11 protein-coding genes are annotated in these 12,334 nt (G+C 32.9%); 9 read left to right on the top strand and 2 right to left on the bottom strand.

The window, feature by feature from the left end; all coding sequences use genetic code 11:
* Positions 1–163 precede the first annotated feature (163 nt).
* From ACY3JJ_RS08935 to ACY3JJ_RS08905, 7 genes are all read left to right on the top strand, one after another.
* Positions 164–2,044, top strand: coding sequence for an ABC transporter substrate-binding protein (locus ACY3JJ_RS08935; protein ID WP_463091685.1), 1,881 nt, complete (start codon positions 164–166; stop codon positions 2,042–2,044).
* Positions 2,045–2,092: 48 nt separating this feature from the next.
* Complete coding sequence (locus ACY3JJ_RS08930) at positions 2,093–3,094, top strand: ABC transporter permease (RefSeq protein WP_463091684.1); 1,002 nt, start codon at positions 2,093–2,095, stop codon at positions 3,092–3,094.
* A 28-nt stretch (positions 3,095–3,122) separates the two neighbouring features.
* Positions 3,123–3,983 (top strand): ABC transporter permease, encoded by an 861-nt coding sequence (locus tag ACY3JJ_RS08925; protein ID WP_463091683.1) that lies wholly within the window; start codon positions 3,123–3,125, stop codon positions 3,981–3,983.
* Between the two features lie 4 nt (positions 3,984–3,987).
* Positions 3,988–4,977 carry an ABC transporter ATP-binding protein gene (locus ACY3JJ_RS08920; protein WP_463091682.1) on the top strand — a complete coding sequence of 330 codons (990 nt, stop codon included), beginning with the start codon at positions 3,988–3,990 and terminating at the stop codon, positions 4,975–4,977.
* Positions 4,974–5,927, top strand: a complete 954-nt coding sequence (locus ACY3JJ_RS08915) for an ABC transporter ATP-binding protein (protein WP_463091681.1) — start codon at positions 4,974–4,976, stop codon at positions 5,925–5,927. The genes ACY3JJ_RS08920 and ACY3JJ_RS08915 overlap by 4 nt, the downstream gene beginning before the upstream one ends.
* An 87-nt stretch (positions 5,928–6,014) precedes the next feature.
* A complete protein-coding gene (locus ACY3JJ_RS08910) occupies positions 6,015–6,569 on the top strand; it encodes a macro domain-containing protein (RefSeq protein WP_463091680.1) in 555 nt (184 codons plus the stop codon).
* Complete coding sequence (locus ACY3JJ_RS08905; protein WP_463091679.1) at positions 6,566–7,675, top strand: DUF362 domain-containing protein; 1,110 nt, start codon at positions 6,566–6,568, stop codon at positions 7,673–7,675. Before ACY3JJ_RS08910 ends, ACY3JJ_RS08905 begins: the two co-directional genes overlap by 4 nt.
* Positions 7,676–7,704: 29 nt before the next feature.
* Here the strand turns inward: ACY3JJ_RS08905 and ACY3JJ_RS08900 are convergent, their stop codons facing one another.
* Entirely contained in the window at positions 7,705–7,905 is a 201-nt protein-coding gene (locus tag ACY3JJ_RS08900) for an FmdB family zinc ribbon protein (protein WP_463091678.1), read from the bottom strand.
* Between the two features lie 5 nt (positions 7,906–7,910).
* Positions 7,911–9,023, bottom strand: a complete 1,113-nt coding sequence (locus ACY3JJ_RS08895; protein ID WP_463091677.1) for an oxygen-binding di-iron domain-containing protein — start codon at positions 9,021–9,023, stop codon at positions 7,911–7,913.
* A gap of 173 nt (positions 9,024–9,196) precedes the next feature.
* On the opposite strand from ACY3JJ_RS08895, the gene ACY3JJ_RS08890 reads away from it, so the two are divergent.
* Together ACY3JJ_RS08890 and ACY3JJ_RS08885 are read left to right on the top strand one after the other, a co-directional pair.
* Complete coding sequence (locus ACY3JJ_RS08890; protein ID WP_463091676.1) at positions 9,197–11,245, top strand: alpha-glucuronidase family glycosyl hydrolase; 2,049 nt, start codon at positions 9,197–9,199, stop codon at positions 11,243–11,245.
* Between the two features lie 13 nt (positions 11,246–11,258).
* A complete protein-coding gene (locus ACY3JJ_RS08885) occupies positions 11,259–12,308 on the top strand; it encodes a uroporphyrinogen decarboxylase family protein (protein WP_463091675.1) in 1,050 nt (349 codons plus the stop codon).
* Positions 12,309–12,334 lie beyond the last annotated feature (26 nt).

Below are 12,334 nucleotides of genomic sequence, written 5' to 3'. Positions count from 1 at the left end.
TTTTAATATGTCCTTCTTAAATGTTTATTGACAAAACTATGATGAGGTTTATAATATAAAACAAAACGATTGCTTTAATGGTTTCCTATAAATAAAAGGAGGTAAAAAAGTTTTATTTTGTTTTTATCCTTTATAGAATAAAGTTTTTGGGGTAGGTGATTTTATGAAGAAATTAGTTTTCATGAGTTTAATATTATTAATGGTAATAACATTATCTCAAACAGCCTTTTCACAGTTAGGACCAAATGTACCAAGAAATGAAACTTTGATTGCTAATATTCTTACTGGTAGAGTTGTTACTCCGGATAATTTTAATGTTTGGGCTGCCACTTGGCGTACTCCAGATAGAGGTATTCAGCAGCTTATGTTAGAACCGCTATGGATTGTAGATCCTGCCACAGGCAAAGTAATTAACGCATTAGCTGTCGCTTCTCCTCTGTATAGTAAGGATTTTAAAACCCTAACTGTAAAACTAAGACCTGCTTGTTATTGGAGTGATGGTGTCGAAATTACTGCGGATGATCTAATCTATACAATAGAGCTTGCTAAAAGTAATTCAGGAATGAGTTATTATGCTTCTTTCCAGGAAGTTGTTAAATTAACTAAGATTGATAAATACACTGTTAGGATTGACCTGAAAGAGCCTAATGCAAGATTTCATACTTATTTCTTAGATAGATGGGGGGCTTGTAGGCCATTACCAAAACATGTTTTTGAAAAAGTAAAAGATCCAGTATCTTTTGATTTCAAACCACCAATAAGCTCAGGGCCATATGTATTACACAGCTATGATCCAGGTGGATACTGGGTACTCTGGCAGAGGAGAGAAGATTGGCAAAGAACACCAACAGGAAAACTCTTTGGAATGCCCCAACCTAAATATGTACTCTTCTACTACTATGGACCAACTGAGAAACAAGTCCTTGCCCAAAACAACCATCAATTAGACATGGCAGATCTAACTATGGAGGGGTTGAGATCAGTATTATCTACAAATAAATATGCAAGGGCATATATGAAGAACTTCCCATACATCGTTAATGTAGACCCATGTATTACAGGAATATATTTTAATACTTCAAAAGCTCCATATAATAATAAGGAAGTTAGATGGGCATTAGCTTTATCAATTGATATAGTTGAATACTTAGCAACTGCTTTTGATGGTGCAGCTACTATGGGAGCACTTCTTGTACCTCCTACACCTGCATATTTGAAATGGTATTATGAACCTTTGGAAAATTGGATGAAAAACTTTACTATTACGGTAGATGGTCAAAAAGTTAAAATTTATGATCCAGATGCACCTATGAGACTGGCTGAATATGCTAAGAGAAGAGGATATACAGTTCCAAATGATCCGAAAGAAATTAGGGCAATATTTGGTTATGGATGGTTCAAGTATGCACCTGATATAGCTGAAAAATTATTGATAAAGAATGGATTTAAGAGAGATAAAGATGGAAAATGGCTAACACCAGATAGTAAACCGTGGAAAATAACAATTCTAGCTCATACTAATCCTGCCCATCCTGATTTTAGAAATAGTTTTGCAGCATCCCAGCAATGGAAAAAATTTGGAATAGATGTAGAGGTAGTGACAACAGAGCAAAGAGCCACGATGCTACAAGTAGGAGATTTTGATGCTTCTTCTGATTGGCCAGCTACAGAACCATGGGGTGGACATCCTGATATGTATAGAACTTTTAATGCATGGAGATCCGAATATGTAAGACCAATAGGTGAACGTACATTTGGTCATGCTAGTAGATGGTCTAATCCAAGGATGGATAAAGTGATAGAAGAGTTGGCAAATACTGATTGGAACAGTGTAAAAGTTAAAACTTTGGGTTTGCAAGGATTAAAAATTGCATTTGAAGAAATGGCTGGAATTCCAACTTGTGCTTATCCAGGTATAGCAAGCTATGATGAATATTACTGGACCAATTATCCAACAGCAGAAAATCCATATTGTATACCATATCATCATTGGCCCAATTTCAAGTACATGTTACCATTCTTGAAGCCAACAGGAAGAAAATGAAAAATAAGCCCCCCGAAAGGGGGGCTAAAAAATGGAAGGAGGTATGGAATGTTTAAAAGATATCTGATACCAAGGTTAATACAATATCTGTTAGTAATTTTTGTTGGTGTAACCATTGTTTTTTTTGTTCCCCGCCTTACTCCCGTGGATCCTGTACAACAGATGATCAATACTATTACAAGAATGGGAACCTATCTTGATCCAAAGGCAGTAGAAAAAATGACAGAGACCTTGAAAGAGTTATATGGATTGAAAGGAAATTTATTTGAGCAATATTTTGCTTTTTGGGGAAGACTTTTAAATGGAGATTTTGGGCCATCACTTTTTAGATTTCCTATTCCAGTTATAAAACTTATAGGGGATTCTTTGCCATGGACCTTGGGACTTCTTACGATAAGTACTTTTTTATCTTGGTTTATAGGAAACATATTAGGTGGAATTGTAGGTTTTTATTATGATAAAAGGTGGGCAAGGGTTATGGAAAGTATAGCTATGGTTATAAGGCCAATTCCCTATTATATATTTGCTCTTATAATTCTCATCGTTTTTTCGTACCTTCTTAAATGGTTTCCTTTGGGTGGTGGTATGCCTGTTGGTGTTGTACCAAGTTTTAGTATTAAATTTATATTTGAATTGTTTAGGTATGCTTTCTTACCTTTAATTTCAATGATGGTATTAGGGATTGCAGTAACATTACAAACTATGAGGCTTATAGTTTCTAATATTGTAAAAGAGGATTTTGTAAATTATGCAAGGGCTGGAGGAGTAAAAAGAAGAATAATCGCTTTTAAATATGTGATTAGAAATGCTATGCTTCCTCAGGTTACTAATTTGGCTTTATCTATGGGGCAAATATTTAGTGGGGCTCTTATTACCGAAATTGTGTTTTCTTATCCAGGAATGGGAACTTTACTATATAACGCAATTGCTACGGGAGATTTTAACTTAATTATGGGAATTGCCACTATATCTATTTTTGGTATTTCAACCTTTATCTTGCTTATAGATCTATTGTATCCATTATTTGACCCTCGTGTTAGATATAGATAAAAATTTTTGAAGAGGAAGAGGTAATAATATGGGTATCTTTAGAGATTTACTAAGAGATGGAAAGTTTAGAGTAGGATTTATAATCATATGTTTGATCCTTTTTTTAGCTTTGCTTTCTTTTGTATCTCCCTATGATCCTACAAGATGGAATGTAGCTCCAAGAGATTTACCTCCATCATTGCAACATATTTTGGGTACTAATTCTCAAGGGCAAGATGTATTTTGGCAACTTACCTTTGCCATAAGGAACTCTTTAACTATAGCTATAATAGCTGCGTTTTTCTCTAGAATAATAGCTATTATTGTTGGGCTCGTAGCTGGATATAGAGGAGGAAGGCTGGATAGATTTTTAATGGGAATAAATGATAGCTTTTTGGTTTTACCATTATTACCAATTTTAATTTTAATTTCATCTCTTATTAAAGGAAGGCTTAGTTTTGTAGGCTTAGGCCTTATTTTGAGTGTTTTTGGATGGAGTTGGGATGCTCGAGTAATTAGATCTCAGATATTAAGTTTAAGAGAAAGAGATTTTACATATACTGCTCTATTATCTGGCACAAATACTATTCAATTAGTATTCAAAGAATATTTTCCCTTTGTTATTCCAATTGTTTTTTCAACATTGATAAATAATATGTCATGGGCTATTGGAATGGAAATAACTCTTGCTATTTTAGGTTTGACTAATCTTGAAATTCCAACCTTAGGTACGGTTTTACAGTGGGCTATAAGTTATCAGGCAATGCTTTTAGGTTTGTGGTGGTGGCTGTTAACTCCTGTTGTAACATCAGTATTGCTTTTTGTAAGTTTATATCTACTTTCTGTAAGTATAAGTGAGTATTTAGATCCTCGAACAAGAATACAAAGAATTAGAGTTATAAAGGAGTGATGAGATGGAAATCTTAAAGGCAGAAAATTTAAAGGCTTATTATCTATTAGATATAGGGGGTAAGCTTCATTCTGTAAGAGCAGTTGATAACATAAATATATCTATTAAAGAGAATGAAATTTATGGCATTGCTGGCGAATCAGGGTGTGGAAAGAGTACTCTTATTAAAACTCTTTATGGTATGGTAGAGCCACCGCTAAATGTAGTTGATGGAAAAGTTTATTATAGAATAGATAATGAATATAAAAATATTTTTTCTACGAATGGATCCTTAGAGAGTATAAGATGGAATTATATTTCATATATTCCTCAAGGATCAATGAGTGTATTAAACCCAGTAGTAAAGATAATTGAATCTTTTTGGGATTTTATTGGTTCTCATGTTGATATTTCTGATAAAAGTACTTGGAGAAAAAATATAGAAGAGCATTTCGCTTTACTTGGATTGCCCACGAAGGTTTTGGATGCTTATCCTCACCAATTGTCTGGAGGTATGCGACAAAGGGTTACAATAGCTCTTGCTACTATTCTTAGTCCGAAGATCATAGTAGCTGATGAACCTTCTACTGCTTTGGATGTAGTGGCTCAAAGAGCAGTGATTCAATTATTAAAAGAAATACAAAAGAATTTGAAGAACACTATTATTCTTGTTACTCATGATATGGGTGTACATGCAAGTATATCTGATAGGATTGCTATAATGTATGCTGGAAAGATTGTAGAGGAGGCTCCTACATCCGAGATTTTTGAGAGCCCACTACATCCTTATACTAAATATCTTATAGGAGCTTTGCCCAAGATTGGAGATAAATCATATAGGGTCAGTGCTCCAGGTTCACCACCATCCCTTTTAAACCCACCATCTGGTTGTAGGTTTCACCCAAGGTGTGGTCAAGCTATGGAAGAATGTAAAGTTAACGTACCTGAATTGGTAAATGTAAATTCAGAACATAGAGTAGCATGCTTTTTATATTCAAAGGAGAGAGAGCTATGAATAAAGAGATACTATTAAGGGTTGAGAATTTAACAAAAATTTTTACATTGGGTTCTATATTTTCTCGAGTAAAGATAAGTGCTGTTAATAATGTCTCCTTTAATATTAAAGAATCTGAAATTTTTACGCTTGCTGGAGAAAGTGGTAGTGGTAAGACTACAGTTGCCAAGATTATTTTGGGATTTCTTGAACCTACATCTGGAAAGATAATATACAAAGGAAAAAATATAATAGAATCTCAAAAGGAAGATAAGAAGTCTATTAGAAAAGAAGTACAAGCGGTCTTTCAGAATCCATTTGAAACTTTTAATCCATTAAGAATGGTCCATAATTATCTTGTAGAAACTGCTAAAAATCTTGGTGCAAATAGTAATTATCAGGAAGTGATTGAAAATGCATTAAATTTGGTAGGACTTACTTGGAATGACGTGGTAAATAAATATCCAAGTGAGTTTTCTGGAGGACAGCTTCAAAGAATATCTATTGCCAGGTCTTTACTTACTAATCCTGCTCTTCTTGTGGCTGATGAGCCTGTATCAATGGTTGATGCTTCTTTGAGAATGTCCATTGTAAATCTTTTTGCAAAACTTAAAAAAGAAATAGGGTTAAGTGTTTTATATATTACTCATGATCTTGCCACAGCATATTATGTTAGTGATAGGATCGCCATAATGTTTAGAGGTGAAATAGTGGAAATGGGATCTGTTGATAAAGTACTAACAGATCCTAAGCATCCATATACAATGTTACTTAAAGAATCTATTCCAGAACCAGATCCAAAGAAAAAATGGACTAAGGATATTAAGATTCTTACTTTAGAGGAAGAAGAATATCAAATGAAAGGTTGTAAATTTATAAGTAGATGTCCATATAGAATGGATAAATGTAAAAATCCAGTACCAGATGTGGAGGTAGATGGAAGAATTGTTAAATGTTGTCTTTATACCTAATATTTAGATAATAATTTTTTCATGCCCTTTTGCTTCTCTTTTCGGTTTATAATAACAAGAAATAAACTGAGAGGGAGGTGAAAGGGCATGGAAATTTTATTTGAAAAAGATATAAATGATGTTAAGTTAAAGGTTATTAAAGGAGATATAACTCAAGAAAATTTAGATGCTATAGTTAATCCAGCGAACTCCTATTTAAAACATGGAGGTGGGGTAGCAGGAGCTATAGTTAAAGCAGGTGGTGAAACAATACAAAGGGAAAGCGATGAGTATGTTTCCAAATATGGACCTCTTCCAGTAGGATCAGCTATGGTTACATCTGGTGGAAGTTTGAAGACAAGATATGTTATCCATACTGTAGGTCCTCGATGGGGAGAAGGAAATGAACAAGAAAAGCTTCGAAAAGCAGTAAGAAGTGTCTTAGAGATTGCAAAAGAAAGGGGTATTAAATCTATAAGTATCCCTGCAATAAGTTGCGGAATTTTTGGTTTTCCACCAGAGCTTGGCACCAAAGTTATTGTAAATACTGTTCTTGATTTTATAAAGCATAATCCAAATGTTTTCGATGAGATTCATTTCATTGGTATAGATAATGAAATTCCAAATCTTTTTATTAAGGCATTAAAGGAGGAGAATTTATGAAGTCACCTATATATTTTTTATCACTAAGAGCAAAGAATGAAAATCAATCTGTTCTGAGAAGATTAAAAAGACTTGCTAAAAAGCTTTTAGAAGAGAGAATGTCAAAGGGAGATATAGTAGCTATAAAACTTCATTTTGGAGAGCCAGGAAATCATGCCTTTTTAAGACCTATATTTGTTAGACAGGTGGTGGAAGCTGTAAGAGAGCTTGGAGGAAAACCTTTTCTTACTGATGCTAATACTTTATATAAAGGTGGTAGAGCTAATGCTGTGGATCATTTAGAATCAGCCATTTACAATGGTTTTGGATATTCCTCTGTAGGAGCCCCCATAATAATAGCTGATGGAATTTATGGGGATTATTATAAGGAAGTAGAGGTAAATTTAAAACATTTTAAGAAGATAAAAGTGGCAGGAGCTATACATGATGCAGATTTTCTCTTAGTTTTAACTCATGTTAAGGGTCATATGAGTTCTGGATTGGGTGGAGCAATAAAAAATGTAGGTATGGGGTGTGCACCAAGATCAGGAAAACAAATGCAACATGCCCAATTTAAACCTGATCCTAACCCCAACCTTTGTATTGGCTGTAAGAGATGTGTAAATCACTGTCCTACTGGAGCCTTAGAACTTGTTAATAAGAAATCTAAGCTAACAAGGCCTGATTTGTGTATAGGTTGTGGCGAATGTGCAGTTGTTTGTCCTACATCCGCTATAAAAATTTTATGGAATGAATCTGCTATAGGATTACAAGAGAAAATGGCAGAATTTACTTATGGAATGCTGAAACAAAAAGAACCAAAATATGCCTTTATAAATTTTGTAATGGATGTATCTCCAGATTGTGATTGTGCAAGTTGGCATGATGCTAATATTGTTCCTGATGTGGGAATTTTAGGTAGTTGGGATATAGTTGCAATAGATCAGGCATCTTGTGACCTAATCAATTCACAGATTGGTCTAAAAGATACAGCTTTAACAGATAATTTTAATCCTGGAGAAGATAAAATTAAAGCTATACATCCTAATATAGATTGGAGTTTGCAAATAAAATATGCAGAAGAAATAGGACTTGGAAGTAGAGATTATGAATTAATTAGAATGTAAAAAGGGAGAGGTAACAGCCTCTCCCTTTCTTAATGGCAAGTGCTACAATTTCCTCCTGAACAGGAAGAACAACCTGATGATCCTTGTTCAATTCCAGATGTGGCAAACAAAGATATAAGTTTTTTTAGATTTTTACTTCCACACTTAGGACATCGTATCTCTTCATTAGAATATACAAGTTTTTCAAATTTTTCTCCACATTCTTCACATTTAAACTCAAATATAGGCATTGATATCACCTCTGGAATATTTTAAAGATTCTTCTAAATGGATTTTCAGAAACTCTTTGTCTTTCATATAATATACCTTCAGGGATGTCAAGATTATATTTTCTAAGAGTTTTAATTATATCAATTCTTAAGCTTTCTCTTTCTTCTCGTTGGGTATCCTCGCTAAATTTATCATAAAGCAATTCAATGGCTGTTTCTGGTTGGATTCTAAATTCTGTTGCTACTCCATTTTCAAAATGTATTAATTCTGGGAAGAATGGAGAAGAGTTAATCTCCTTCAATTTTTGCATTAATTTTTCTTTATCTGAATAGTTATTCTTTAAATTTTGTAAAATCTCATTAAAGGCATAGAGGTAAAAATGTTGTTGGGATTCATATTTCTTAATATAATCTAAACCTACTTCTAAATCGTTGAGTTTAGCTAAAAAATCAACAATTAAATTTTTTCTTATTATGTCACCATGTTGTGGAAGTATAATCTCGGGAAGAGGAGTTAACCTACCTATTTTATCTACTGCAAGTCTCAAGGCTTCTTTTGAAGGCATGTATATTTCGTGGAAAAGCTTGATTCCCTCCCAGGAATCTTCAGTGGCAAATACTCCATTGGCTTCTTTGGATGATAAACCTCCTAAAAGGTCACCTGAAAAGAGAGTTTTTTTCTCTGGGATGAATAGCATCCAAGCCCCTCTAAAGTGGCAGAAAGGTGTATGTATAAATTCTAAGGTATCATCAGTTTTAAGTACTACTTTTCTATTTGGGAAATATTCTATAGCTTGAAATCTTTCTTTGGGGATTCCATAAAATCTTATTAACCTCCATGTGTCTTCAGAGGCAATAAGAATAGCATTTTTATTCATATCCATTATAGGTGCTAAGGATGACGTAACGTCTGGGTCCTGATGATTTACGTAAATTAAATCTAAATTTTCTACTCCGCCTATGAGATCGTTTAATGTAAAGATTAAATCCTTAAAGTATTCTAATGGTGTTGGGTCAACCAGAAGGTACACTCTTTCTTTTCCATTTAAAGAAACAAGATATGAATTAGATAAAAAGGGCTGTTCTGGTGTCTGTATCACAGTAATATTATCATTTATCTTTGTAACTTTTAATGGCATTTATAAACTCACCTCTTACATTTAAATTTTACATTTATTTTACTACTTTTTTAAAAATATGTATAGGGTCTAATTTTTAGTAAAATAAACTAATAAAATCTCTTATTTGGAAAAACAATTGTGCAAACATTTTTTATGGTATAATTTTTAAAAAAAGATAGGGGAGTTAGATAATGAGCAGTGTTAAACCATATGATATGTGTTGGTTGGATTACAAAGCTTTAAAAATAAAAGATTTTGATTTATTTAGAACTATTTGTATTGTAGATAATGGCAAATCTCTTGAGATCCCTATCAAGGAACTTAAACACTTTATAAAATATTCATTTAAGATTAATCCGAGAGTAATAAAAGGAAGCTTTGATTTTTCTAAGTATATTTTGATTGGCAAAATTGATCAAATGAAAGATATCATAAAAGAAGCTAAAATGTGGGAAAGAAAATTAAATAATGAGGGTTTTATACTTAGGAGGATAAAGGAAAATGATAAAGACATATTAATTATAACAGCTAAAAATGAAAGGGCTTTGGTTTATGCAGTTTTTAAATTAATAGAAAATCTCAGAATAGGTGAGAAATTAGATGATTTAAATCATGTAGATAATCCTGCGTCTTATTTTAGGATAATTAATCATTGGGATAATTTGGATGGAACAGTAGAAAGAGGGTATGCAGGAAATTCTATTTTTTTTAAAGATAATAAAATCATTATAAATGAGAGGACGAGGGACTATGCTAGACTTTTATCCTCCATTGGTATAAATGGCGTTGTAATAAATAATGTAAATGTGAAGAAAAAAGAAGTAGAGCTTATAACCCATAAATATTTGAAGATTCTTTCAAGACTTGCTAATATATTCTGGGATTATGGAATAAGAATCTATCTTTCGATTAATTTTGCTTCTCCTATTTATCTTGGCGGTCTTTCTACTGCTGATCCTTTAGACAAAAGGGTTTCTATTTGGTGGAAGACAAAAGCGGAAGAAATTTATGATTATATACCTTATTTTGGGGGCTTTTTAGTGAAAGCTGATTCTGAATTTAACCCTGGTCCTCACATGTTTGGGAGAACTCATGCAGATGGGGCAAATATGCTTGCAGAAGCTTTAGAGCCATATGGGGGATACGTGATATGGAGAGCCTTTGTATATAATTGTATGCAAGATTGGAGAGATTATAAGACAGATAGAGCTAGAGCTGCTTATGATAACTTTAAGCCCTTAGATGGAAATTTTTATGAAAATGTGGTACTTCAGATAAAATATGGGCCTATGGATTTTCAAGTTAGGGAACCTGTATCACCGCTTTTTGGGGGAATGGAAAAAACTAATCAAATCTTAGAATTGCAAATAACACAAGAGTATACTGGGCAACAAATTCATCTATGTTATTTAGGTACTTTGTGGAAGGAAATTTTAGAATTTGATACTTATGCCAAAGGCGAAGGCTCAAAAGTTAAAGAGATTTTGAAAGGAAAAATTTTTGAGACTAAATATAATGGTTTTGCAGGAGTATCAAATGTAGGGGATAATCCAAATTGGACTGGACATGATCTTGCTCAGGCGAATCTTTATACTTTCGGAGTATTAGCTTGGAATCCAGATAGAGATATAGCTAAGGTGGTAGATGATTGGATAAAATTGACATTTGGGGATGATAGCAAAGTAAGAGAAAATATTTCTTATATGTTGTTAAATTCTCATAGAATTTATGAAAAGTATACAACTCCTTTTGGACTTGGTTGGATGGTGAATCCTGGGTATCATTATGGACCAAATCCTGAAGGTTATGAGTATTCTCATTGGGGTACATATCATAGAGCAGATTATGAGGCTATAGGGGTTGATAGAACTTCAAAGGGAACAGGTTATACCCTTCAATATTATTCTCCTTGGAGAGAGATTTATGATGATATAAATAAATGTCCAGAAGACTTACTTCTTTTCTTCCATAGGGTACCATATAAATTTATTTTGAAATCTGGTAAAACTCTTATACAAAAAATGTATGACCTTCATTTTGAGGGTGTAGAAGAAGTAAAAATACTTAAAGAGAAATGGTCTGAATTGAAAGGAAGAATTGATGATAAAATATTTGAAAGAGTTTCTAAAAGATTGGAGATGCAGTTTGAACATGCAAAGGAATGGAGAGATGTTATAAATACTTATTTCTTCAGGAGAACTGGGATTCCCGACGATAAGGGAAGGAAAATATATCCATAAGGGGGAGAATGAGATGAAAGAAAAAGATTGGGATATTTTATTAAAAGCGGTTCAGTTTAAGGAACAAGATGATATTCCTATAGCACTGATTTTGGATAGTCCATGGATTCCTGGATATTTGGGAATTTCTCATCTACAGTTTTATGTTGTTCCTGAGATTTGGATTGAGGCTTATAAGGAAATAAAAAAACAATTTCCCGAAGTTATTTTTATACCCGATTTTTGGGTTGAATATGGTATGGCACAAGAGCCTTCAGGATTTGGATCAAAAATAATTTTCTATGAAAATTCTACACCAAGTATAGAACCAATTATATATTCCGCAGATGATCTTCCAGAATTTTTAAAGAGAGTAAAAAAACCAAATCCTAAAACTGATGGTCTAATGCCTCTTGTACTTGAATTATATAAATATGTAGAACCTAAAATAAATAGTATGGGTGAATCAATAAAAATTGTAGCTGCAAGAGGCCCTTTTGCAGTGGCGTCTCATTTAATGGGAGTTACTGAGTTCTTAGTATCTATAAAATTATATCCAGAAGAGGCTAAAAAGCTAATTGATATTACAACAGAACTTGTAATTGATTTTCTTACTGCTCAGATAGAAATATTGCATGATGTAGAAGGGATATTGGTGTTAGATGATATAGTGGGTTTCTTCTCTGAACATGATTATTTAGAATTCGTACATCCATCTTTGAAAAAGATATTCTCTACTTTTGATTTCCCAGTTAAGATTTATCATAATGATACAAATAATAATGTTTTTTACAAGTATTTACCAGATTTGGGAATTAATATTTTTAATTTTACTCATCTTCAAAATATAAAAGATGTTTATGAAATGACTCAAGGGAAAATATGTCTTATGGGAAATGTTCCACCTCTTGATATCCTTGTTAAAGGAAAAGAAGAAGATGTAAAAAGAAGTGTTGAAAATATATTAAAAGATTATGGTCAAAAAAAGGGTATTATATTATCAGCTGGAGGAGGTGTGTCTCCAGGGACACCAGGAGAAAATATTAGAGCCTTAATAGAAGCAGTTAAGAAATTCAAATTTTAATTGTTTTTTGACTTTTAAAAATTTAT

The organism is Dictyoglomus sp. DH, from assembly GCF_055181375.1.
This window is presented reverse-complemented; position numbering and strand designations above follow the sequence as displayed.

Excerpts from the sequence above, each read along its gene's own strand:
- ACY3JJ_RS08925 (WP_463091683.1), top strand. The coding sequence starts at position 3,123 with ATGGGTATCTTTAGAGATTTACTAAGAGATGGAAAGTTTAGAGTAGGA.
- ACY3JJ_RS08900 (WP_463091678.1), bottom strand. The coding sequence starts at position 7,905 with ATGCCTATATTTGAGTTTAAATGTGAAGAATGTGGAGAAAAATTTGAA.
- ACY3JJ_RS08915 (WP_463091681.1), top strand. The coding sequence starts at position 4,974 with ATGAATAAAGAGATACTATTAAGGGTTGAGAATTTAACAAAAATTTTT.
- ACY3JJ_RS08910 (WP_463091680.1), top strand. The coding sequence starts at position 6,015 with ATGGAAATTTTATTTGAAAAAGATATAAATGATGTTAAGTTAAAGGTT.
- ACY3JJ_RS08935 (WP_463091685.1), top strand. The coding sequence starts at position 164 with ATGAAGAAATTAGTTTTCATGAGTTTAATATTATTAATGGTAATAACA.
- ACY3JJ_RS08920 (WP_463091682.1), top strand. The coding sequence starts at position 3,988 with ATGGAAATCTTAAAGGCAGAAAATTTAAAGGCTTATTATCTATTAGAT.
- ACY3JJ_RS08895 (WP_463091677.1), bottom strand. The coding sequence starts at position 9,023 with ATGCCATTAAAAGTTACAAAGATAAATGATAATATTACTGTGATACAG.
- ACY3JJ_RS08905 (WP_463091679.1), top strand. The coding sequence starts at position 6,566 with ATGAAGTCACCTATATATTTTTTATCACTAAGAGCAAAGAATGAAAAT.
- ACY3JJ_RS08885 (WP_463091675.1), top strand. The coding sequence starts at position 11,259 with ATGAAAGAAAAAGATTGGGATATTTTATTAAAAGCGGTTCAGTTTAAG.
- ACY3JJ_RS08890 (WP_463091676.1), top strand. The coding sequence starts at position 9,197 with ATGAGCAGTGTTAAACCATATGATATGTGTTGGTTGGATTACAAAGCT.
- ACY3JJ_RS08930 (WP_463091684.1), top strand. The coding sequence starts at position 2,093 with ATGTTTAAAAGATATCTGATACCAAGGTTAATACAATATCTGTTAGTA.